Here is a 22,345-nt window from a genome sequence, read left to right on the forward strand (position 1 = left end):
TCGTTTCCGCAGTGGAGGACCGCCATGACCGAGCCGGAGCACGATCGGCCCGAGGAGAGCAGCCAGGCCGACGTCACCCTCGTGGCGCGAGGGCTGACGGTGACCGCGCAGGTGGAGGTCTCCAACGAGCACACCATCGTCGTCCGGCCCCTCGGCCAGGGCGACGAGTGGAAGCAGAAGGTCGAGCCGGGGAACCCGGTCGCGATCTACTGGGTGAGCGGGTACGAGGAGCGGACCCTCCCCGCGAAGGTCACCGGCGTCGAGGCCACCGAGGAGCCGCTGTGGCACCTCGTCGCCACCGGGCCGGCCGAGCGCAGCCAGCGCCGCCGGACGGTGCGGGCGCGCGTCGAGGTCCCGGTGGTCCTGCCGTGGCTCGACGGCTCGCTCACCGGCACCACCGTCGACCTCAGCGAGGCGGGCATGCGGGCGCTCGTCGACGGGTGGGGGCTCCCCCCGGACCCGGGGACGCCGGCACAGGCGAGCATCACGCTGGACGACGTCACGGTGGACGTCCGCGGCCACGTCGTCCGCCAGCAGGCGGCCGGCCCGCGGTGGCTGCTGTCGGTGCAGTTCCACGAGCTGCCCGATCGGGACGCGGACCTGCTCCGCCGCCGGGTGTTCCGGGCGCTGCGCGAGGAGCGCGCGCTGGCCGACTGAGGCCGGCTCACTCCCCGCCGGCGGCGGGCTTGCGGGCGCGGCTGGGCTGCACCCTCATCGGCTCACCCGGCATCTTGGGGTAGTCGGGCGGGTAGGGCAGGTCACCGAGGCCGTCGTCGGCCGCCTGCCGCTCGGCGAGCTCGAGCAGCGGCTCGATGCCGAAGGCGTGCTCGGCGAGGCCGGCGTGCTTGTCGCCGACCTTCGCGAACCGGGCCGGCATGGTGAGGATGTCGAAGTCGGTCGGGTGGACGTCGGGCAGCTCGTCCCAGTCCACCGGCGCGGAGACCGGGGCGTGCGGCTTCGGCCGGATCGAGTACGCCGAGGCGATCGTGCGGTCCCGGGCCATCTGGTTGTAGTCGACGAAGATCTTCTCGCCGCGCTCCTCCTTCCACCACGACATGGTCACGCGCTCGGGCAGGCGGCGCTCCAGCTCGCGGCCGAACGCGATCACCGCCCGGCGCACCTCGGGGAAGGTCCAGCGCGGCTGGATCGGGACGTAGATGTGCACGCCGCGGCCACCGGAGGTCTTCGGCCAGCCCTCCATGCCGAACTCGTGAAGCAGCTCGCGCACGTGCGGGGCCACCCACACGGCGTCGGAGAAGTCCGTGCCCGGCTGCGGGTCCAGGTCGATGCGGATCTGGTCCGGCTGCTCGACGTCGGCCCGGGTGACCGGCCACGGGTGGAAGGTGAGCGTGCCGAGGTTGGCCGCCCAGGCGACCACGGCCACCGAGTCGGGGGCGATCTCGTCCGCCGTCCGGCCGCTGGGGAAGGTGATGTGCGCGGTCGGGATCCACTCGGGGGCGTTCTTCGGCACCCGCTTCTGGTAGAACGCGTCGCCGGTGTTGTCCGTTCGCGTGGAGATGCGGGCGCCCTCGAACACCCCGCCCGGCCAGCGCTCCAGCGTCGTCGGCCGGTCCCTCAGGGCGAAGAGGATCCCCTCGCCGACGGCCACGAAGTACTCGACGACGTCGATCTTGCGGATGCCCCGGTCGGGGAAGTACGGCTTCTCCGGGTTGGAGACCCGCACCTCGTGCCCGTCGACGTCCAAGACGACGGCGTCCTTGCTGCTGGCCATTCGGCTGCTCCGCTCGCTCCGGGGTCGCCGAGTGTCACGCAGGACAGGTCGCCGCGTCCACGGGTACCGCCAGGTCGATGAGGTAGGCGTTGACCGCGGCGGTCACGCACTCGGTCTTCGGGTAGGCGGTGTGCCCCTGCCCCTCCCAGGTGAGCAGCACGCCGCTGTCGAGGTCCTCGGCGAGGTCGACGGCGCCCCCCAGCGGGGTCACCGGGTCCCCGACGTTGCCGATCACCAGGATCGGGGCGCTGCCCTCGGCGTCGCGCTCGGGGAGGGGCGTGCGCTCGGCCTCCCACGCCGAGCACGTGTACAGACCGGCGGCCGAGCCCGCGCCGAACAGCGGGTACGCGGCGCTCCACTCGGCGACCAGCTCCCGCACGCGGGCCTCCTCCACCGTCTCCTCGGTGTCGGCGCAGTTGATCGCCAGGTTCGCGTCGAAGAGGTTCGAGTAGGTGCCGTCCTCGAGCCGGCCGCTGTAGTCGTCGGCCAGCGAGAACAGCGCCCGGGCGTCCCCGTTGCGGGCGGCGGCCAGGCCCTGCGCCAGCTGGGGCCAGGACGCGGTGTCGTACAGCGCCGCCTGGACCGCGGTGAGCACGACGCCGGGCGTGGCCTGCCGGGTCTCCCCGGGCTCGCTGCTCGGGATGGGCGTGGTCTGCGCCTGCGCCAGCAGCTCCTCGAGGAAGAGCCGGGGGTCCTCGCCCAGCGGGCAGCCGGCGATCAGGCCGCGGCAGTTCTCGGCGAAGGCGTCGAAGGCCGCCTCGAACCCGGCGGCGCTGGCCGCGGCGTCGGCGATCGCGTCGGCGTCGGGGTCGACCGCGGCGTCGAGGACCATGGCGCGCACCCGGTCGGGGAAGAGCTCGGCGTAGGTGGAGCCCAGCGTGGTGCCGTAGGAGTAGCCGAGGTAGTTCAGCTGCTCGTCCCCCAGGGACTGGCGGATCTGCTCCATGTCCCGGGCGGTGTCCACCGTGTTGAAGGTGCCCAGCGCATCGCCGTACTGCTCGGCGCAGCCCTCGGCCACCTCGTCGGTGAGCGCGAAGACGGCGTCGAGCTGCTCCTCGGTGGTGGGGCGCGGCTCGGCGGCGATCGCGCGGTCCTTGAGCTCCTTGGGGATGCACTCGACGGGGGTGGACAGCCCCACGCCTCGCGGGTCGAAGCCGACGACGTCGAAGCGGCGCAGCACGTCCTCGGGCAGGGTGAGGGCCAGCCCGATGGCGGCGTCCGCGCCGGAGCCGCCCGGACCGCCGGGGTTGACCATCAGCGAGCCGATGCGGTCGGTCTGCCCGGCGAAGACGGCCCGGACCAGGAACAGCGGCAGCGTCGCCCCGCCGGGCTCGTCGTAGCTGATCGGCACGTCGGTGCGGCCGCACTCGAAGGCGAGGTCGCGCTCGCTGCCGGGCTGGCCCTCGATCAGCGGCTGGATCTGCGCGTCGCAGTCGGTCCACTCGATCGGCGCGACCTCGGGTTCGGCCGGCGGCGTCGTCGCCGCCGTGGCGGCCGGCGCCTCCGCGGTCTCGGCGAAGGAGGTGCAGCCGGTCAGGGCCAGCGGCAACGCCAGCAGCAGGCCGGACGCGACGGCCGGGAGGCCACGGTGCAGACGCATGATCACGAGCGTAGGAGCCTCGCGCCACCGGTGCAGCGGCGCGCTCCCGATCGGGCGAAGGGGCCGGGGGCGCGGGCGATCCCGGTCACCGGTCCAGCACCTCGGCCAGGTCGTAGCGCACCGGCACGTCGAGCTGGTCGTACGTGCAGCTGAGCGGGTCCCGGTCGGGGCGCCAGCGGAGGAACTGGCCGGTGTGACGGAGCCGACGGCCCTCGAGCTGGTCGTACTTGATCTCGACCACCAGCTCCGGTCGCAGGGGCACCCAGGACAGGTCCTTCTTCGCGTTCCACCGGCTGACCGCACCGGGCATGCGGTTCTCCCCGTCCTCCTGCACCTGGGCGTTGGCCCAGTCCTGCCACGGGTGGCCGTCGAGCGCCTCGGCGCGGTAGGCCGCCAGCTCCTCCACCAGCTCCGCCCGCCGCTTCATCGGGAAGGAGGCGGCGACGCCGATGTGCTGCAGCGTCCCCTCGTCGTAGAGGCCCAGGAGCAGCGAGCCGACGATCGGCCCGCTCTTGTGCCAGCGGAACCCGGCGACGACGCAGTCCGCCGTCCGGACGTGCTTGATCTTGGTCATCAGCCGCTGGTCCGGCCCGTAGGGCAGGTCCGCCGCCTTGGCGACGACGCCGTCGAGGCCCGCGCCCTCGAACGTCTCGAACCAGCGCTCCGCGGTGCCGGGGTCGCGGGTGACGCTCGTCAGGTGCACCGGCGGCCGGACCCCGTCCAGGGCGGCCTCGAGGCGGGCCCGCCGCTCCGCGAAGGGGACCTCCAGCAGCGACTCGTCGCCCAGGGCGAGCAGGTCGAAGGCGACGAAGGAGGCCGGGGTCTGCTCGGCCAGCAGCCGCACCCGGGACTCGGCCGGGTGGATCCGCTGCAGCAGCGCCTCGAAGTGCAGCCGGTCGCCGGCCGGGACGACGATCTCCCCGTCCACGACGCACCGCTCCGGCAGCGCGGCCCGGACCGCCTCGACCACCTCGGGGAAGTAGCGGGTCAGCGGGCGCTCGTTGCGGCTGCCCAGCTCCACCTCGTCGCCGTCGCGGAAGACGATGCAGCGGAAGCCGTCCCACTTGGGCTCGTAGAACATGCCGTCGGCGACCGGCAGCTTCGTCGCGGCCTTGGCCAGCATCGGCTTCACCGGCGGCATCACGGGCAGGTCCATGCCGGTCAGTCAAGCAGCCCGGTGCGGACCTGCGGGCCGTGCCGGTCCCGCCGGTCCGGGCCGCCCGCGCCGTCCTTCCCGCCCACGGTCCGGCCGTGCGAGGGTGCGGGCATGGCCACCGTCCACGCCACGACCATGGCGCCCACCAAGCTCGAGCTCGTCGCCGGCTGGCTGCCCCGGCAGCCCTGGTACCGCGGCACCGGGACGCCGGAGCTGTCCCGCGCGGGTGGCTTCCGCCTGGACGACCCGGCCGGCGCCGTCGGCATCGAGTTCCTGCTGGTCACCGACGGCACCGGGGCGGACGCGACCACGTACGCCGTACCGCTGACCTACCGCGGTGCGCCCCTGGACGAGGCGGCCGACGGGCTCCTCGGCACCTCGGAGCACGGCGTCCTGGGCACCCGGTGGATCTACGACGCCGAGCGGGACCCGGTCGCCGTGGCCCAGCTGCTCGCGTTCGTGGGCGGCGCGGTCGAGGCGCAGCACGCGACCCGGAGCGACACCCTCGATCCGACCGTCGGCCGCTCGCCGGCCGGGAACGGGGAACAGCCGACCGCCGTCGAGATCGTCCGGGTGCCCGGCCCCGCCGCGGCCGGCGACGGTCGCGGGACGGTCGAGGCGGACTGGGCGCGACCGGACGGGAGCGCGGCCCGGGGCGTCGTCGCCGTCGTCCGGTAGCGCCCGTCGGCCCGTCGCGGGGCCGGATCGCCGCCCCGGGCCGGGGTCAGCGGGCCGCCCGGACGCCGTACCGGGTGAACAGCATGCCGTCCTCCTCGAGCACCTGGCGCAGCTCGAGGGGGACGACGTCGGCCAGTTCCCCGCCGAGCAGCCGGGCACCGGCCGGGCCGACCAGCGACGGCGCCATCGAGAGCGCCAGGTCGTCGACCACCCCGGCGCGCAACGCCGCACGGAACAACTGGGGGCCGCCCTCGCAGAGCACCTGATCCAGGCCGAGCCCGGCCAGCCGGTCGAGGGCGAGCGGCAGGTCGACGTCGTCCTCGCCGCAGACCAGCACCCGCACCCCCGCCTCCGCCAGGGCGGCCCGGCGCCCGGGATCGGCCGTCCCGGTGGTGATCAGCACGGTGGGCGAGACCGCGCCGGCCACCAGCCGGTCGTCCGGTGCCAGCGAGGCCCGCCGGGACACCACCACGACCGGCGCGGTGGCCGGACGGCCGAGCTCCACCCGCAGCCGGCCGACGGCGGAGTCGGCCGTGATCGGCCGGTAGCCCTCGGCCGACGCCGTCCCGGAGCCGACCAGGACGGCGTCGGAGAGGGCACGCAGCAGCCGGAAGACCCGCTCGTCGCCGGGGGAGCCGAGACCACCGCTACGTCCGTCCACGGTCACGGCGCCGTCCAGGGAGGCCACGAAGTTGACCCGCAGCGATCGCCCCGGGGGCAGCCGGTAAGCCTCGACCAGCCCGGCGTCGTCCAGCTCGGCCGGTCCGGGGAGGAGGCGGCGCATCAGCGGGTGCTGAACACGGCCGCGCTCTCGGCGGTCAGCGTGACCGTGTCCCCGTCCACCGTCGGCAGCTCACCGGTGCTGAAGAGGACGTCGGCCACCGGCCGGTCGAGGTCGATCTCCCGCGGCTCGCCGGCCAGGTTCGCCACCACCCGCAGCGAGCCGCGGTGCACCACCAGCCAGCGGTCGGCGTCGTCCCAGGAGACCTGCACGGCGGAGAGGTCGGCGTCGACCAGGTCGGGGTGGGCGCGGCGCAGCGCCAGCAGCGACCGGTGCACCGCCAGCAGGCGCTCGTGCGGCTCCTGCGACAGCTCGGACCAGTCCAGCTTGGAGCGGGTGAAGGTCTCCGGGTCCTGCGGGTCGGGGACGACGGCGGGGTCCCAGCCGTGCTCGGCGAACTCGCCGATCCGGCCCTCGGCGGTGGCCTTGCCCAGCTCGGGCTCGGGGTGGCTGGTGAAGAACTGCCAGGGCGTGGTGGCGCCCCACTCCTCGCCCATGAAGAGCATCGGCGTGAACGGGCTGGTGAGCACCAGGGTGGCGCCCACGGCGAGCTGGCCGGGGGAGAGGGAGGCCGAGATGCGGTCGCCCACCGCGCGGTTGCCGATCTGGTCGTGGTCCTGGAGGTAGGCGAGGAACTTCCAGCCGGGCAGCCGGGCGGTGTCCACCGGCCGGCCGTGCGAGCGGCGCCGGAAGCTCGACCAGCTGCCGTCGTGGAAGAAGGCCCCGGTCAGCGTCTTGGCCAGGCCGGGCAGCCCGGCCTGCGCGAAGTCGGCGTAGTAGCCCTGGCCCTCCCCGGTCAGCGTGGTGTGCAGGGCGTGATGGAAGTCGTCGCTCCACTGGGCGGCCAGCCCGGTCCCGCCGGCCGCGCGCGGGGTGACCATGCGCGGATCGTTGAGGTCGCTCTCGGCGATCAGGGTGAGCGGCCGGCCGACGGCGACCGACAGGCTGTCCACCTCGACGGCCATCTGCTCCAGGATGGGCACGGCGCGCTCGTCGACGAGGGCGTGCACGGCGTCCAGGCGCAGGCCGTCGACGTGCATGTCGCGCAGCCACATCAGCACGTTGTCGAGGATGTAGCGGCGAACCTCGTCGGAGTCGGGCCCGGAGAGGTTGATCGACTCGCCCCAGGTGTTGGACCCGCCCTCGGCGAAGATCGGGAAGTACAGCGGCAGGTAGTTCCCGGACGGCCCGAGGTGGTTGTAGACGACGTCCTGGATGACGCCCAGGCCCTGCTGGTGGCAGGCGTCGACGAACCGCTGGTAGGCCTCCGGGCCGCCGTACTCCTCCTGCACCGCGTACCAGAGCACGCCGTCGTAGCCCCAGTTGTGCGTGCCGTTGAAGGCGTTGACCGGCAGCAGCTCGACGAAGTCGACGCCGAGGCGCACCAGGTGGCCCAGCCGGCCGATCGCCGCGTCGAGGGTGCCCTCGGGCGTGAAGGTGCCGATGTGCATCTCGTAGACCGACCCGCCGGCCAGCGGCCGCCCGGTCCAGGCGTCGTCGCCCCACGTGTAGGCGGACGGGTCGAACCGGCGCGACAGGCCGTGCACGCCCTCGGGCTGCCGCCGCGAGCGCGGGTCTGGGCGGGGGGTGTCGTCGTCGCCCAGCAGGAAGCCGTAGTCGGCGTCGGGCCGGGCGTCGATCTCGGCCCGCCACCAGCCGCCGTCGTCCCGGCGCATGTCGTGGACGGTGCCGTCGACCTGCACGCGCACGCGCTCGGGCAGCGGGGCCCAGACGGTGAACTCGACGGGAGCGGGCATGCGGGGGCCTCCAGGAACGGTGCGGGCGGGACAGGCTGCTCATGCCCGTACGGCGGTCGGCCAACCGCCGACCGGGACACACCCGCGCACGGACCAGCCGCCGCCCGGCGTGGCGGGCGACCGGGCGGACGCGACGCGCGGGGCGCTCGTCGTGCGGGCGGGCGAGCTCGTCCACCGCCCGAGCGCAGGTGGGGACGGTGTGTCGCGGCTACAGTCGCCGGGCAGAGGGAAACACATGTCCGTTCCCGGCCGGACGGTCGGCGGACATGCCGGCGTTCCCCGCAGGAGGACTTCCCGATGCCCCGTAGTCGGCTGAATGCAGCCTTGCGTTCGCGCTTGCAGCCCGCGCACCGCCGGATCGCCGGGCTCCTGCCGCCGACCGCCCGGCGGCGGTACCTCTACCTGGCCGGTCACCACCGCCTGCCGCGGCTGCGGGATCCGCGGACGTTCACCGAGAAGGTCAACTGGCGCATCCTGCGGGACCGCCGGCCCGAGCTGGCGTGGACGTGCGACAAGCTGGCGATGAAGGAGTACGCGGCCCGCGTCCAGCAGGAGGCGGGTGTGGCCGTGCCCGAGACGCTGTGGTCGGGGGAGGACCTGGGGGCCGTGGCCGGTCGCGCGTTCGACCGGGCCTGGGTGCTCAAGCCCAACCACCGGAGCGGCCTGGTGCGCTTCGGGGCCGCCGCGCAGCCGATGGATGCCCCGACGGTAGCGGCGACGCGGGACTGGCTGGGCGACGACCAGAGCGTGCTGCTGGGGGAGTGGGCCTACAGCCAGGCCCGGCAGTTGTTCCTCGTCGAGGAGGACATCGCCGGGGCCGGTCCGCTGGACGACTACAAGTTCTTCGTCTTCCACGGGGAGGTCGCCGCGATCCAGGTCGATCGAGGCAGGTTCACCAGGCAGCACGTGCGCAACTACTACTCACCCGAGTGGGAGCCCATCACCGTCCAGAAGACGGTGCCGAGCGGCCCGCCGACCGTGGCGCCGGGCAACCTGGCCGCCATGCTGCACGCGGCGGAGGTCCTCGGGCGCTCCTTCGACTTCATGCGGGTCGACCTGTACAGCACGGGGGACACGGTCTGGTTCGGCGAGCTCACGCCGTACCCGGGCGGGGGCGTCACGCGGTTCGAGCCCCCCGAGTTCGACTCGTGGCTCGGCGAGCGGTGGTCCCTGCCGACGCTGTCCCGCTGAGTCCCAGCGGCGGGCGACGGCGGGGTGGCCGGACCGTCCGGCGTCAGCGCCGGCGCAGCACGTCCAGCGCCGCGGCGGGCTCCCGCACCGCCTTCGCGGCCTTGCGCAAAAGGTCGCGGACCGCGACCAGGACGGGGTTGGCGAAGCGGACCCCCTCGCGGTGCGTCAGCCGGCAGGGACGGCACCGCCCGCACGGCCTGCCGAGCAGCGGGCGGAAGCAGAACCAGCGCAGCAGGAGCAGGTCCAGGAAGCCGGCGGACCGGGCGGCCTCCCGCATCTCGTCCTTGGTCAGGTGGATGACGGGGAACGACCAGAACCGGAAGAGCTCCGACTCCGGTGATCCGTTCAGCACGCCCGGCTCGGCGAAGATCCTGCGCTGCCAGTCGCTGAGGCCGGACTCGTAGCGCTCGATGCAGAGCTCGACGCCGGACCACCCGAGCGCTCCAGCCGGGCCGCTGAGCCACACGTACTGGGTGCCCATCGACGTCTCCCGGCGCAGGCCTTCCCCGATCGCCGCGTCCTGCGGCGCCGGCGGGTGATCGCTCGCCAGGACCACGCGGGTCGGGGCCAGGAGGGACGGGTCCGCCAGCCGGGCGAGCAGCCCCGCGCGCATGGCCGCCATGGCGCGCAGCTCGAAGAGCGTGCTGGGCCGGCCGGTGTCGATCACGTAGATCGGCTGCACGGGGCGCCGCTCGACGAGCAGCAGGTGCATCAACCGGAACGAGGAGTCCCAGCCGCCGGTCCACAGGAGCTGCACGCGATCGGTGTCAGGTCGTCCGGTCATGCGGCGCGATGCTACGCAGACGACCTGTCCACCCGGTCGACGGCGACGGATGCGCCAGGCCGTCCGGGTCGGGAACCCGCAGCTGAGCAGGCCCGGGCCCCTGGAGTTCAGCTACGGTTGGTCCATTGAGGCCTACCCAAAAGGACTCGCGAGGGGTAGGAGACGGTTCCGATGGTGCCGACCGGCAACACCCGGCGATTGATCATCGCGCTCAGCGCGGCTGCCGTCGTCATCAACATCGTGAGCTTCGTGCTGCGGCTGATCGCCACCGATCCGGCGAACGCGGCCGAGCTCGAGAGCGGGATGCGGCAGCCGGTGTTCTTCGGGTACCAGGGCCTCCTGCGCATCTTCAGCGTCGACCAGGAGGCCAACCTGGCGTCCTGGCTGTCCGCGACGATGCTCCTGCTCTCCGCCCTGGTCGTCTGGGGCATCGCGGCGGACCGGCGGGCCGCGGGGGACAGGTGGTGGCGGCACTGGGGGTTCCTCGCCGTGACCTTCGCCTACCTCTCCGCCGACGAGGCGGCCCGGCTGCACGAGTCGGCCGAGGTGGTGGTCGACTCGGTGATCGATGCCGGCGGGATCTTCTCGTTCGGCTGGATCCTGGTCGCAGCACCCGTCGTCGTCGCGTTCGCGCTGACCTACCTCGGCTTCCTGCGGGCACTGCCCGCGCCGATCGGCCGTCTCGTCGTGATCGCCGCCGTGCTCTACGTCGGCGGGGCGATGGGCGTGGAGGCGCTCGGTGGTCTGGCCTACGACCTCGCCGGGGGCCAGAAGGGGAGCCTGGCGTTCGTCGTGGCGTCGTCGATCGAGGAGTCGCTGGAGATGGCCGGCGCGATCGTCTTCCTGGCCGCGATGATCTCGATGTCCCGGCGGACCGTCCGGGCCGTGGGCCGACCGGCCGACCTGGCGGAGCAGCGGTCGGGCACCTCGCCGTCCTGACCTCCTGAGCGGGCCCGGGGGAGCGGCGCGGATCGCGCACGCACGTGCGGGGCGCGGCAGGTTCTCGGCCGAGCAGCGCCACCGGCAGCGGAAGCCGCTCCTGCCGGTACGGATCGCCCGCCCGGCGGCACATCTCCCTCGACGGAGGGGTTACGGAACGTGTCGTGCCACGTAGTCTCGCCCCGGCTGCGGACCGTCTGCGTCGGCCACGGCCAGGAGATCGCCGGACCGGCCGGCGGCGGCACAGAAGGACCGATGATGCCCCGGAGCCAGCTGAACGCGGTCCTCCGTTCGACCCTGCAGCCCGCGCACCGCCGGATCGCCGGTCTGCTGCCGCCGACCGCCCGGCGGCGGTACCTGTACCTGGCCGGTCACCACCGCCTGCCGCGGCTGAGTGATCCGCGGACGTTCACCGAGAAGGTCAACTGGCGCATCCTGCGGGACCGCCGGCCCGAGCTGGCGTGGACGTGCGACAAGCTGGCGATGAAGGAGTACGCGGCCCGCGTCCAGCAGGAGGCGGGTGTGGCCGTGCCCGAGACGCTGTGGTCGGGGGACGACCTGGGCGCGGTGGCCGGTCGCGCGTTCGACCGGGCCTGGGTGCTCAAGCCGAACCACCGGAGCGGCCTGGTGCGCTTCGGGGCATCGTCGGACGTGATCGACGCCGCGACCGTGGCGGCGACGCGGGACTGGCTGCGGGACGACCAGAGCGTGCTGCTGGGGGAGTGGGCGTACAGCCAGGCCCGCCACCTGTTCCTCGTCGAGGAGGACATCGCCGGGGGCGGCGGCCCGCTGGACGACTACAAGTTCCTGGTCTTCCACGGGGAGGTCGCCGCCGTACAGGTGGACCGGGGCAGGTTCACGAGCAACCACACGCGCAGCTACTACACCCCCGACTGGGAGCACGTCCCCGTCCAGCTCGTCGTGCCGAGCGGGCCGCCGACCGCGGCCCCGGCCAACCTGGCCGCCATGCTGCACGCGGCGGAGGTGCTCGCCCGGCCCTTCGACTTCATGCGGGTCGACCTGTACAGCACGGGTGACGCCGTCTGGTTCGGCGAGCTCACGCCGTACCCGAGCGGCGGCGTCATGCGGTACGAGCCGCGCTCGTTCGACGAGTGGCTCGGGGACCGCTGGTCGCTGCCGACGTCGTCCGACCCGGCGGCGGGCGGCCAGCGCGCGCTCAGCGTGGTCCCGGGAGCACCCGGACCACGCTGAGCGCGCACTCGACGTGCGGGCGGCTGCTCAGTCGCGGACGAGCAGCGCCACCGGCAGCCGGGTGAGCAGCCTGTCCAGGGCGACCCCGGCGACGTCGGAGACCGCGCGCCCGCCGGTGAACAGGTCGCGCCAGGCGCCGTTGGGCAGCTGCAGCGCGGTGTCCCCCCAGCCGTCGGCGGCCAGGCGGGCCGGCAGCCGGGTCGCGACGACGACGACGCCCCCGCGGTCGTAGGCGATCACCTGCTCCGCGGCCGACCCGATCACCCCGACGGGCTCGTAGCCGGTGAACCACTCGGGGTGGTCCCGCCGGGCCCGCAGCGTGCGGGAGGTGACCAGCAGCTTGGCCGCCCCGGTCTCGTCGACGGCCGGCACCTCACCGCCGTCCAGGGAGGCCAGCAGCGTGCGGCGCAGCGCGTAGTCGACCGGCCGGCGGTTGTCCGGGTCGACCAGGGAGAAGTCCCACAGCTCGGTGCCCTGGTAGACGTCGGGGACGCCGGGCATCGTCAGCTGCAGCAGCTTCTGGCTCAGCGAGTTCGACCAGCCCAGCGGGGCGATCCGGGTGACGAAGGCGTCGATCTCGGCGGTCGTCGCCGGGTCGTCGAACGCGGCGTCGACCAGCGCGTGCAGCTGCTCCTCGAACTCCTGCACCGGGTTGGTCCAGGTCGTCGAGGTCCCCGCCTCGCGGGCGGCCTTCTCCACGTAGGCGTGCGCCCGCTCGGGCGACAGCGGCCACGCCCCGACGAGGTTCTGCCAGACCAGGTGGGCCAGCGACCGGTCGGCCAGCGGGTGCCGGCCCAGCCAGCCCCGCACCAGCTGCGCCCACTCGGTGGGGATCTCGGCGAGCACCGCCAGCCGGGCGCGGACGTCCTCGCTGCGCTTGGTGTCGTGCGTGGAGAGCGTCGTCATCCCCTGCGGGTACCGCGCCAGCCGGCGAGCCTGCGCCTCGTGGAACTCGGCCACGGTGCTGCCGAAGCGCGCCGGGTCGCCGCCCACCTCGTTGAGCGCGACGAACCGCGCCCACCGGTAGTAGGCGCTGTCCTCGACGCCCTTGGCCATGACCGGGCCGCTGGTCTGCTCGAAGCGGGTGGCCGCCTCGGTACCGGCCTGCGACAGCACCGGGTGCAGCGCGTCCAGGGCCGGGACGAGGTCCGGTCGGCGCTCCCGGACGGCCGCCACCGTGGCGTCGAGGTGCTCGCGGCCGTCAGGCAGGTAGCTGCGGTAGACGCCGAAGGTGGCGAGCAGCTCGGCCAGCGCCTCGGTCTGCTGCGCGCGGTCGATGCCGGGCAGCTCGCCGATGACGCGGACCAGCCGGGCCACCTCGGAGCCGAGCATGCCGTCGGTGACCTCGCGCTTGCAGGTCCGCACCAGCTGCGCGTAGTCGACCGGCCCGCCGGTGAGCTCGGTGTCCAGCGCGGTGAGCGCGGCCTCGCCGGCCGGGTCGACGAGCACCTCGTCGACCTCGGCGAGCGCGTCGTAGCCGGTCGTCCCGGCCGTCGCCCAGCTGTCGGGCAGGTCCTCGCCCGGCTCGAGGATCTTCTCGACGACGGTCCAGCGGTTCTCCGACGCCTCGGCCAGGCGGTCGAGGTAGCCCTTCGGGTCGGCCAGCCCGTCCGGGTGGTCGATCCGCAGCCCGTCGACGGCGCCGTCGTGCACGAACCGCAGCACCAGCTCGTGGGTCGCGTCGAAGATCGCGGGGTCCTCGACCCGCAGGCCGGCGAGGGTGTTGATCGCGAAGAACCGGCGGTAGTTCAGGTCGGAGTCGGCGCGCCGCCAGTCGACCAGCTCGTAGTGCTGGCGGGCGTGCACGTCCTGCGGCGTCCCCTGCTCGGTGCCGGGTGCGATCGGGAAGCGGTTGTCGTAGTAGCGCAGCTCGCCGTCCACCACCTCCAGCTTCGCGACGTCGTCGCCGGACCCGAGCACGGGGATGCGGACCTTGCCGCCGCCGAACTCCCAGTCGATGTCGAACGCCGCCGCGTGCGCGGAGCCCCGGCCGTGCTGCAGGACGTCCCACCACCACGGGGCCGCCGATGGGTCGTCGACGCCCATGTGGTTGGGCACCAGGTCCAGCACCAGGCCCAGGCCGTGCTCGTGCAGCGCGGCGACGAACCGGTCGAAGCCGGCCTGGCCGCCGCGGGCCTCGTCGACGTGCGCGTGGTCGACGGTGTCGTAGCCGTGCGTGCTGCCCTCCGCCGAGCGGAGCAGGGGGGAGGAGTACGCGTGCGTCACACCGAGGTCGGCGAGGTACCCCGCGACGTCGGCGGCGTCCTGCAGCGGGAAGCCGGCGTGCACCTGCAGCCGGTACGTCGCCGCGGGGGTCCCGCGGCGGCGTTCGCTCCCGGGGACCTGGATCGGCTGCGTCACTGGGCGGGACCGGTCAGGACGATGATCGAGCGGCCCTGCACGGTGACGGTCTCACCGGGCTTGACCTCGACCGGCTCCACCTCGTTCATCTCGGCGGTGTCGAGCACCGTCGTCCAGCTGCGCGAGTAGTCGTCGCTGGGCAGGGCGAAGTCGATCGGCTCGTGCGAGGCGTTGAACGCCAGGTAGAAGTGGTCGTCCTTGACGTACTCGCCGCGCTCGTCGGTCTCCCGGATGCCGACGCCGTTGAGGTAGACGGCCAGCGACTTGGCGTAGGCGGCGTCCCAGTCCTCGTCGGCCATCTCCTCGCCGGAGGGGGCCAGCCAGGCGATGTCGGGCACCGGGTCGCCCAGGCCGCGGCGGACCGGCCGGCCGTGGAAGAACCGGCGACGACGGAACGTCGGGTGGTCGCAGCGGAGCTTGGTCACCTTCTTGGTGAACTCGAGCAGCCCCTCGTCCACGTTCTCCCAGTCGATCCAGGTGAGCTCGGAGTCCTGGCAGTAGCCGTTGTTGTTGCCGCCCTGGCTACGGCCCAGCTCGTCGCCGTGCAGCAGCATCGGCACGCCCTGGCTCAGCATGATCGTGGCGATGAAGTTGCGCCGCTGCTGCGCCCGCAGCTGCAGGATCTCCGGGTCGTCGGTCTCGCCCTCCACGCCGTGGTTCCAGCTGCGGTTGTGGCTCTCGCCGTCGTTGTTGCCCTCGCCGTTGGCCTCGTTGTGCTTCTCGTTGTAGGAGACGAGGTCGTTGAGGGTGAAGCCGTCGTGCGCGGTGACGAAGTTGATGCTCGCGAACGGACGCCGTCCCGAGTGCTGGTACAGGTCGGAGGACCCGGAGATCCGGTCGGCGAACTCGCCGATGGTGCCGCCCTCGCCGCGCCAGAAGTCGCGCACCGTGTCGCGGTACTTGCCGTTCCACTCCGTCCACAGCGCGGGGAAGTTGCCCACCTGGTAGCCGCCCTCGCCGACGTCCCACGGCTCGGCGATCAGCTTCACCTGGCTGACCACCGGGTCCTGGTGCACGAGGTCGAAGAACGTGGACAGCCGGTCGACGGCGTGCAGCTCGCGGGCCAGCGCGGAGGCGAGGTCGAAGCGGAACCCGTCGACGTGCATCTCGGTGACCCAGTAGCGGAGCGAGTCCATGATCAGCTGCAGCGACTGCGGCGTCCGGACGTTGAGCGTGTTCCCGGTACCGGTGAAGTCCATGTAGTACCGCTCGTCGCCCTCCACGAGCTTGTAGTACGTGCGGTTGTCGATGCCGCGGAAGGACAGCGTGGGGCCGTTGTGGTTGCCCTCGGCGGTGTGGTTGTAGACGACGTCGAGGATGACCTCGATGCCCGCCTCGTGCAGCGCGCGCACCATGGCCTTGAACTCCTGGACCTGCTGGCCCGCCGAGGTGTCGCTGGCGTACTCGTTGTGCGGGGCGAAGAAGCCGATCGTGTTGTAGCCCCAGTAGTTGCGCAGGCCCTTCTGCTGCAGCGTGTCGTCCTGGACGAACTGGTGCACCGGCAGCAGCTCGATCGCCGTGATGCCCATGTCGGTGAGGTGCTCGATCGTGGCCGGGTGGGCCACGCCGGCGTACGTGCCGCGCAGCTCCTCCGGGATGCGGGGATTGGTCATCGTCAAGCCCTTGACGTGGGCCTCGTAGATGACCGTCTTGTTGTACGGCGTCCTCGGCGGGCGGTCCACGCCCCAGTCGAAGTAGGGGCTGACCACGACGGACTTCGGCATGTGCGGCGCCGAGTCCTCGTCGTTGCGTTCCTTGGTCTCGAAGTCGTAGCCGAAGCACGCCTGGGCCCAGTCGATCTGGCCGTCGACCGCCTTCGCGTAGGGGTCCAGCAGCAGCTTGTTCGGGTTGCACCGGAGCCCATGGGCCGGGTCGTAGGGGCCGTGCACTCGGAAGCCGTACTTCTGGCCGGCATGGATCCCCGGCAGGAAGGCGTGCCACACGTAGCCGTCCATCTCCGGCAGCCGGATGCGCTCCTCGTTCCCCTGCTCGTCGAACAGGCACAGCTCGACCTTCTCGGCCACCTCGCTGAAGATGGCGAAGTTGGTGCCGGTGCCGTCGTACGTGGCGCCGAGAGGGTAGGCGTTTCCGGGCCACACCTGGGTCATGTTGGGCTGTTCCTCCTGCGCAGGGCGCCCCGGGCCGGGGGCGGGTGACCCGGTACATGCTTACGCAGCCGGGTCGGGACGGGCGTCGGGACCCCGTTGCCCGCCCCGGCGGTCCGCCACACCTCCGCGGCGTGTGAGACGTACCGCGAACCCGCCGCGCCCGCCGGGGGGACCGGACCCGTGGTCGACGACGCCCCCCGCGGCGGGCCGCGGGGGGCGTCGTGCGCAGGTCCGGCCTCGGTGCCACCGGTCGGCCCGGCCGGAGGTCCGCGGGCGTCGCACCCCTCCGGGGGCCGGGACCGGCGCGCCGGGTCCGACCTCGCCCGGGGAACCCGGGTGGCGCTGGTCCTCGGCGTGGACCGCTCCTGCGACCCGGCACGCTAGGGCGGTCGCGGCCGGGAGACAAGTACCCGCCCTGCCGCTCCTCCCGCCGGTGCCCCAGTGGTCGCCGGCCGGCGCTCGCGACGCGTCCTGTCACACCCGCGACGTACCGTCGACGGCGTGCGCACGACCACCGATCTCCGGCCCACCCAGGGGCGCTTCCGCGTCGTCAGCGAGTTCGAGCCCGCGGGTGATCAGCCGGCGGCCATCGCGGCGCTCGCCGAGCGGGTGAACGCGGGGGAGAAGGACGTCGTCCTCCTGGGCGCCACGGGCACCGGCAAGTCGGCGACGACGGCCTGGCTGATCGAGCAGGTCCAGCGCCCGACCCTGGTGATGGCGCCGAACAAGACGCTCGCCGCGCAGCTGGCCAACGAGTTCAAGGAGTTGCTGCCCGACGCCGCCGTGGAGTACTTCGTCTCGTACTACGACTACTACCAGCCCGAGGCGTACGTCCCGCAGACCGACACCTACATCGAGAAGGACTCCTCGATCAACGAGGAGGTCGAGCGGCTCCGGCACTCGGCGACCAACAGCCTGCTCACCCGGCGCGACGTCGTGGTGGTCTCGACCGTCTCCTGCATCTACGGCCTGGGCACGCCCCAGGAGTACGTCGAGCGCGCACTGAAGATCAAGCTGGGGGAGGAGCGCGACCGCGACGAGCTGCTGCGCACCCTGGTCACCGAGCAGTACACCCGCAACGACCTCTCCTTCACCCGCGGCACGTTCCGGGTGCGAGGGGACACGATCGAGATCTTCCCGGTCTACGAGGAGCTCGCCGTCCGGATCGAGATGTTCGGCGACGAGGTGGAGCGGCTCTACTACCTGCACCCGCTGACGGGCGAGGTCGTCCGCGAGGTCGAGGAGCTGTTCGTCTTCCCGGCCAGCCACTACGTCGCCGGTCCTGACCGGATGGAGCGGGCGATCGGCTCCATCGAGGCGGAGCTCGAGGTGCGGCTGGCGGAGCTGGACAGGCAGGGCAAGCTGCTGGAGGCCCAGCGGCTGCGCATGCGCACCACCTACGACATCGAGATGATGCGCCAGGTCGGGTTCTGCTCGGGCATCGAGAACTACTCGCGGCACATCGACGGTCGCGCGCCCGGCAGCGCCGGCGCCTGTCTCATCGACTACTTCCCCGACGACTTCCTGCTGGTCGTCGACGAGTCGCACGTGACCGTGCCGCAGATCGGCGGCATGTACGAGGGCGACATGAGCCGCAAGCGCACGCTGGTCGAGCACGGGTTCCGGCTCCCGTCGGCGATGGACAACCGCCCGCTCAAGTGGGAGGAGTTCACCGACCGGATCCACCAGTCGGTCTACCTCTCGGCGACGCCGGGCGACTACGAGCTCGGCAAGGTCCAGGGCGACGTCGTGGAGCAGGTCATCCGGCCGACCGGGCTCATCGATCCGGAGGTCGTGGTCAAGCCGACCAAGGGCCAGATCGACGACCTGGTGCACGAGATCCGCCTCCGCACCGAGCAGGACGAGCGGATCCTGGTCACCACGCTGACCAAGAAGATGTCCGAGGACCTCACCGACTACCTGCTCGAGCTCGGCATCAAGGTGCGGTACCTGCACTCCGAGGTCGACACGCTGCGCCGGGTCGAGCTGCTGCGCGAGCTGCGGCAGGGCGAGTACGACGTGCTGGTCGGCATCAACCTGCTGCGCGAGGGGTTGGACCTCCCGGAGGTCTCGCTGGTCGCGATCCTCGACGCCGACAAGGAGGGCTTCCTCCGCTCGGGGAAGTCGCTGATCCAGACCATCGGCCGCGCGGCGCGCAACGTCTCCGGCCAGGTGCACATGTACGCCGACAAGATCACCCCGTCGATGGCGCAGGCCATCGACGAGACGAACCGGCGGCGCGAGAAGCAGATCGCCTACAACACCGAGCGCGGCGTCGACCCCCAGCCGCTGCGCAAGAAGATCGTCGACATCCTCGACGGCATCTACAAGGCGGCCGAGGACATGGAGGCGGCGACCGAGCTGCTGGGCGGATCGGGGCGTCAGCAGTCCCGCGGGAAGTCGCCGGTTCCCGGCCTGTCGTCGAAGAGCAAGGCCAAGGCCGGGTCCATCGACGTGCAGGGCCTGCCCCGGGCCGAGCTGGCCGACCTGATCCAGACGATGAACGAGCAGATGCTCGCCGCCGCCCGCGAGCTGCAGTTCGAGGTCGCCGCCCGGCTGCGGGACGAGCTGAACGAGCTGAAGAAGGAGCTGCGCCAGTTCGACGCGGCGCACGCCTGATCCGGCGGAGCGGCACGCGGCCCGGCCACACCTGGCCCGGCCGCGCCCCGGTGGTGCAGCGGGTGCGCGGGCCGGCGGAAGCCCGGAAGGCGACGCACGTCACAGCTGACGTACGTTCGCGGCACATCCCCCGGTCGAGAGGCTCCCGCGTGCCCCCGTTGCGTTCCCGGCGTACGAGCGGCGGCCTGACCGCCGCCACGATCGCGCTCACCGCTGCCCTGTCCCTCACCGCCGGCCCCGCGCTGGCCGGACCCGTCCGCCCCGGGCTGCCCGAGGAGGCGCCCGGTCGCGAGGGCCCCCCGCTGTCGTCGGCCATCACCGCCGTCGAGGCGACGACCAGCCCGCTGCGCGTCGGGGACCGGACGTGGCAGCGCACCACCGGGGTGGTGCACGGCGTGGTGGACCCGCGCGAGCAGGTCGCCGGGCTGGCCGACCTCGTCATGGACGACGAGGGCTACCGCTACAGCGCGGAGTTCGAGCTCATCGCACCGCCCGGGGCCGGCGTGCAGGACGTCGTGCTCGTCGAGGCGGAGAACCGCGGCCGCCCCGCCGTCCTGCTCTCCCTGGAGCAGTTCGCCCTCGGGACGGACGCGCGGAACCCGACCGCCGCCGTCTACCCCGACGGCCTGGGCCTCGGCTTCCTGGCCGAGCAGGAGATGTCCTACGCCCGCGTGCAGTGGGAGACCGGCATCGCCGCCGGCGTGCCCGCCACCGCCCAGGGCGTCGGCGAGGTCATCGTGCGCGACTTCGGTCGCCTGCTGGAGCAGCCGGCCGCCCGTCCCACCGGCGCCCCGGCCCTGCCGTCCTACCGGTCGTCGGTCCTCGCCGGCATCAGCCAGAGCGCGTGGTTCGTGAACACCTTCGTGGCCGAGGGCTTCAACGTCGACGACCGCACCGGCCGGGGGGTCTACGACGCCGCCCTCGCCGTCTCCGGCGCCGGGAACTGGCTGGCGATCAACCAGCTCGCCGGCGACGCGCCCCAGCGGCCCTATGTCCTGGAGGACGGCGTCCCGCTCCGCCGCGACGAGATCCTGACGCGCCGGACCAGCGACCCGCTGTTCGTCGACGTCGCCACCTACACCGACTACTACCGCCTGCGCGCCAGCCTCACCGCCGAGCGCGGCCACGCGCGGGGCGGTGGGCGCTACGACTGGCCGGCACCGCACGCGGGGCTCGGCTTCGCCGACGCGCTGGTGTTCGGCGCCCTCGGGTGCAACGGCGGGACCGTCGTGGCGCGCAACCCCCTGACCTACGACCCGTACCTGCGCACCCTGGTGGCCGATCTCGCCGCGATCGTTCCCCCCGGCGGGGCGGACCGCGGGCGGCTGCCCGAGCCGGCGGTCTTCCAGCTCCGGCCCGCGCCGGCGGACGACCCGGCCGCCTTCAACGGCCTCCCCGGCGTGCAGCTCGCCGTCCCCGTCGTGGATCGGGACACCGCGATGCCGCGCGGCGGCGTGCGGTTCCCCGACGCCGTCGTCCCGCTGGGCCGGCCGGTGCCGGTCGCGCTGTCGCCGGTCGGCACGTCGTCGATCACCGACGTGTGCGGCAACTGGGGCGGGTGGCAGCCGTTCACCGCCGAGGAGCTGCAGGCCCGGTACGGCACGGTCGAGGGCTACCTGGTGCGCTACGCCGCCGCCGTCGACCAGCAGATCCGGGCCGGCTACCTCGCCGCCGCCGAGCGCGAGCGGATGCTGGCCGGCGCCCGCGCGGCGTACCTGGCCGCCACGGCCTGACAGCGGCCCGGCCGCCCGGCGACGATGCCGGTGCGGCCGGGCACCCCGCCGCTGCCCGGCTGCCCCGGGGTTGTTTCTCGGGGATCGGGGAACTCCTCGGGATCCCGGGGCGTTGACCCCTCGAACCACACGGGACGTGCGGGCGATGTCGTCTGCACGGCTCCGGGTTCGTGGAGGGGAGTATCCCGACGCGACCGGGTCGTCATTACGGGATCCTCTGCGGTCCCCGGCCCGTCGGCCGCCCGTCCGGGCGGTGGGAGAGACCTCCGGCCAAACTGACAACCGCCAGTTCACCGGAGGCTTTTCTTGGACGTCCCGTTCTGGGTGTGGGCGATCACGGTCACCGCGATCGTCGCCATGCTCGCTTTCGACTTCTTCGGCCACGTGCGCACACCGCACGCGCCGTCGCTGCGTGAGTCCGCGATCTGGTCGGCGGTCTACGTCGCGCTCGCGGTCGTCTTCGGGATCCTGATCTGGATCTTCTACGGCGCCACGTTCGGCGGTGAGTACTTCGCCGGCTACATCACCGAGAAGAGCCTGTCGGTCGACAACCTCTTCGTGTTCGTCATCATCATGGCGAGCTTCGGGGTGCCCCGGGAGCTGCAGCAGAAGGTGCTGCTGTTCGGCATCGCCTTCGCGCTGGCCCTGCGCACGGTCTTCATCGCCGTCGGCGCCGCCGCCATCGCCAACTTCAGCTGGGTGTTCTACCTCTTCGGCGCCATCCTCATCTACACCGCGTGGGTGCAGGCCCGCAGCGGGGGGCACAGCGAGGAGGAGGACTACAAGGAGAACGCCGTCCTGCGGTTCGCGCGCAAGCGGCTGCGCACCACGGACGAGTACCACTCCGACCGGATGACCGTGAAGCAGCAGGGGAAGCGCTACCTGACGCCCCTGTCGATCGCGCTGATCGCCATCGGCACGGCCGACGTCATCTTCGCCGTCGACTCGATCCCGGCGATCTTCGGCCTCACCCAGGAGACCTTCCTGGTCTTCGCCGCGAACGCCTTCTCGCTGCTCGGGCTGCGGCAGCTGTTCTTCCTCATCGACGGGCTGCTCGACCGGCTGGTGTACCTGGCCTACGGCCTGGCCGTGATCCTCGGCTTCATCGGGATCAAGCTCGTCATCCACGCGCTGCACACCAACGAGCTGTCGTTCCTCAACGGCGGCGAGCACATCACGCTCATCCCCGAGGTGCCGACCTGGCTGTCGCTCTCGGTCATCCTGGTCACCCTCGTGGTGACGACGGTGGCCAGCCTGGCGCGGAGCCGGCGGGACCGGGAGGAGCACGCGCGCCTGCGGGCGGAGTCCGCGATCCCGGAGGCGCCGGCCGGGCTGGCCGCCGAGGAGCGGCCGGCGGGTGCCGACCCGGCGGTCCGGACCGACGCCACCCCCGACCCGCTCGGCCGCGGCGTGGGCGACGGCGGTCGAGCCGCGGACGACGGGACGGCGCGCCGGGCGGACGGATCGCTCCGGCGGTAGACGGCGGTGCGCCGGGGTACGGTGTGCGCCACGTACCCCGGTGCTCGCAGTCGACGGCGCCTGCACGGCGACGGGGTCGCACGATGGAGGGGAGTATCCCCCCGCGGCAGTGTCGTCATCACGAGATCCCACGATCTCCGGTGCTGCCGGTCGCCGGCCCTGGGCCGGCGGTGGGAGAGACCTCCGGTGCCGACGCCTGCCTCCGGAGGAACTCG

The 22,345-nt window shown here is 72.9% G+C and carries 16 protein-coding genes; 8 read left to right on the top strand and 8 right to left on the bottom strand.

Features of this window, described 5'->3' with window-relative positions; all coding sequences use genetic code 11:
- The first annotated feature begins 24 nt into the window (after nt 1–24).
- The gene (locus O2W17_RS16785; RefSeq protein ID WP_269193584.1) at nt 25–657 is read left to right on the top strand and encodes a flagellar brake protein; all 633 of its coding nucleotides are present in this window, start codon (nt 25–27) and stop codon (nt 655–657) included.
- Between the two features lie 7 nt (nt 658–664).
- Here O2W17_RS16785 and ligD read toward each other — a convergent pair whose 3' ends face one another.
- From ligD to O2W17_RS16800, 3 genes are all read right to left on the bottom strand, one after another.
- Nucleotides 665–1,732, bottom strand: coding sequence for a non-homologous end-joining DNA ligase (gene ligD / locus O2W17_RS16790; protein ID WP_269193585.1), 1,068 nt, complete (start codon nt 1,730–1,732; stop codon nt 665–667).
- Nucleotides 1,733–1,766: 34 nt separating this feature from the next.
- Nucleotides 1,767–3,332, bottom strand: coding sequence for an alpha/beta hydrolase (locus O2W17_RS16795; protein ID WP_269193586.1), 1,566 nt, complete (start codon nt 3,330–3,332; stop codon nt 1,767–1,769).
- Nucleotides 3,333–3,417: 85 nt separating this feature from the next.
- Nucleotides 3,418–4,488 (bottom strand): ATP-dependent DNA ligase, encoded by a 1,071-nt coding sequence (locus O2W17_RS16800; protein ID WP_269193587.1) that lies wholly within the window; start codon nt 4,486–4,488, stop codon nt 3,418–3,420.
- Between the two features lie 111 nt (nt 4,489–4,599).
- Here O2W17_RS16800 and O2W17_RS16805 point away from each other — a divergent pair, with 111 nt between their 5' ends.
- Nucleotides 4,600–5,166, top strand: a complete 567-nt coding sequence (locus O2W17_RS16805; protein WP_269193589.1) for a maltokinase N-terminal cap-like domain-containing protein — start codon at nt 4,600–4,602, stop codon at nt 5,164–5,166.
- Between the two features lie 46 nt (nt 5,167–5,212).
- On the opposite strand, the gene O2W17_RS16810 is transcribed toward O2W17_RS16805, so the two are convergent.
- Both O2W17_RS16810 and treZ read right to left on the bottom strand, forming a co-directional pair.
- Entirely contained in the window at nt 5,213–5,950 is a 738-nt protein-coding gene (locus tag O2W17_RS16810; RefSeq protein ID WP_269193590.1) for a dihydrofolate reductase family protein, read from the bottom strand.
- Nucleotides 5,950–7,704, bottom strand: a complete 1,755-nt coding sequence (gene treZ, locus O2W17_RS16815) for a malto-oligosyltrehalose trehalohydrolase (RefSeq protein ID WP_269193591.1) — start codon at nt 7,702–7,704, stop codon at nt 5,950–5,952. Before treZ ends, O2W17_RS16810 begins: the two co-directional genes overlap by 1 nt.
- A 336-nt stretch (nt 7,705–8,040) precedes the next feature.
- Here treZ and O2W17_RS16820 point away from each other — a divergent pair, with 336 nt between their 5' ends.
- A complete protein-coding gene (locus tag O2W17_RS16820) occupies nt 8,041–8,895 on the top strand; it encodes an ATP-grasp fold amidoligase family protein (protein ID WP_269193592.1) in 855 nt (284 codons plus the stop codon).
- 43 nt (nt 8,896–8,938) lie between these two features.
- Here O2W17_RS16820 and O2W17_RS16825 read toward each other — a convergent pair whose 3' ends face one another.
- Nucleotides 8,939–9,679, bottom strand: a complete 741-nt coding sequence (locus O2W17_RS16825; RefSeq protein ID WP_269193593.1) for a hypothetical protein — start codon at nt 9,677–9,679, stop codon at nt 8,939–8,941.
- 171 nt (nt 9,680–9,850) lie between these two features.
- On the opposite strand from O2W17_RS16825, the gene O2W17_RS16830 reads away from it, so the two are divergent.
- Together O2W17_RS16830 and O2W17_RS16835 are read left to right on the top strand one after the other, a co-directional pair.
- Nucleotides 9,851–10,618 carry a hypothetical protein gene (locus tag O2W17_RS16830; protein WP_269193594.1) on the top strand — a complete coding sequence of 256 codons (768 nt, stop codon included), beginning with the start codon at nt 9,851–9,853 and terminating at the stop codon, nt 10,616–10,618.
- Nucleotides 10,619–10,873: 255 nt separating this feature from the next.
- Nucleotides 10,874–11,830 carry an ATP-grasp fold amidoligase family protein gene (locus O2W17_RS16835; protein WP_269193595.1) on the top strand — a complete coding sequence of 319 codons (957 nt, stop codon included), beginning with the start codon at nt 10,874–10,876 and terminating at the stop codon, nt 11,828–11,830.
- A 27-nt stretch (nt 11,831–11,857) separates the two neighbouring features.
- Here O2W17_RS16835 and treY read toward each other — a convergent pair whose 3' ends face one another.
- Both treY and glgX read right to left on the bottom strand, forming a co-directional pair.
- On the bottom strand, nt 11,858–14,191 hold the full coding sequence (gene treY / locus O2W17_RS16840; protein ID WP_269193596.1) for a malto-oligosyltrehalose synthase: 2,334 nt from the start codon (nt 14,189–14,191) through the stop codon (nt 11,858–11,860).
- Nucleotides 14,188–16,299, bottom strand: a complete 2,112-nt coding sequence (glgX, locus tag O2W17_RS16845) for a glycogen debranching protein GlgX (protein WP_269193597.1) — start codon at nt 16,297–16,299, stop codon at nt 14,188–14,190. The genes treY and glgX overlap by 4 nt, the downstream gene beginning before the upstream one ends.
- Before the next feature lie 501 nt (nt 16,300–16,800).
- On the opposite strand from glgX, the gene uvrB reads away from it, so the two are divergent.
- The 3 genes from uvrB (at nt 16,801) to O2W17_RS16860 (ending at nt 22,130) form a co-directional block, all read left to right on the top strand.
- Entirely contained in the window at nt 16,801–18,918 is a 2,118-nt protein-coding gene (gene uvrB, locus O2W17_RS16850) for an excinuclease ABC subunit UvrB (protein WP_269193598.1), read from the top strand.
- 149 nt (nt 18,919–19,067) lie between these two features.
- Nucleotides 19,068–20,651, top strand: coding sequence for an alpha/beta hydrolase domain-containing protein (locus O2W17_RS16855; RefSeq protein WP_269193599.1), 1,584 nt, complete (start codon nt 19,068–19,070; stop codon nt 20,649–20,651).
- A gap of 306 nt (nt 20,652–20,957) precedes the next feature.
- A complete protein-coding gene (locus O2W17_RS16860) occupies nt 20,958–22,130 on the top strand; it encodes a TerC family protein (protein ID WP_269193600.1) in 1,173 nt (390 codons plus the stop codon).
- Nucleotides 22,131–22,345: the final 215 nt, after the last annotated feature.

Source organism: Blastococcus sp. VKM Ac-2987, from assembly GCF_026967805.1.
GTDB lineage: Bacteria > Actinomycetota > Actinomycetes > Mycobacteriales > Geodermatophilaceae > Blastococcus.

Bases quoted from the DNA above. Each gene is read 5' to 3' on its own strand.
- O2W17_RS16785 (WP_269193584.1), top strand. From the start codon at position 25: ATGACCGAGCCGGAGCACGATCGGCCCGAGGAGAGCAGCCAGGCCGAC.
- O2W17_RS16795 (WP_269193586.1), bottom strand. From the start codon at position 3,332: ATGCGTCTGCACCGTGGCCTCCCGGCCGTCGCGTCCGGCCTGCTGCTG.
- treZ (WP_269193591.1), bottom strand. From the start codon at position 7,704: ATGCCCGCTCCCGTCGAGTTCACCGTCTGGGCCCCGCTGCCCGAGCGC.
- ligD (WP_269193585.1), bottom strand. From the start codon at position 1,732: ATGGCCAGCAGCAAGGACGCCGTCGTCTTGGACGTCGACGGGCACGAG.
- O2W17_RS16825 (WP_269193593.1), bottom strand. From the start codon at position 9,679: ATGACCGGACGACCTGACACCGATCGCGTGCAGCTCCTGTGGACCGGC.
- O2W17_RS16830 (WP_269193594.1), top strand. From the start codon at position 9,851: ATGGTGCCGACCGGCAACACCCGGCGATTGATCATCGCGCTCAGCGCG.
- O2W17_RS16835 (WP_269193595.1), top strand. From the start codon at position 10,874: ATGATGCCCCGGAGCCAGCTGAACGCGGTCCTCCGTTCGACCCTGCAG.
- glgX (WP_269193597.1), bottom strand. From the start codon at position 16,299: ATGACCCAGGTGTGGCCCGGAAACGCCTACCCTCTCGGCGCCACGTAC.
- O2W17_RS16810 (WP_269193590.1), bottom strand. From the start codon at position 5,950: ATGCGCCGCCTCCTCCCCGGACCGGCCGAGCTGGACGACGCCGGGCTG.
- O2W17_RS16805 (WP_269193589.1), top strand. From the start codon at position 4,600: ATGGCCACCGTCCACGCCACGACCATGGCGCCCACCAAGCTCGAGCTC.
- O2W17_RS16800 (WP_269193587.1), bottom strand. From the start codon at position 4,488: ATGGACCTGCCCGTGATGCCGCCGGTGAAGCCGATGCTGGCCAAGGCC.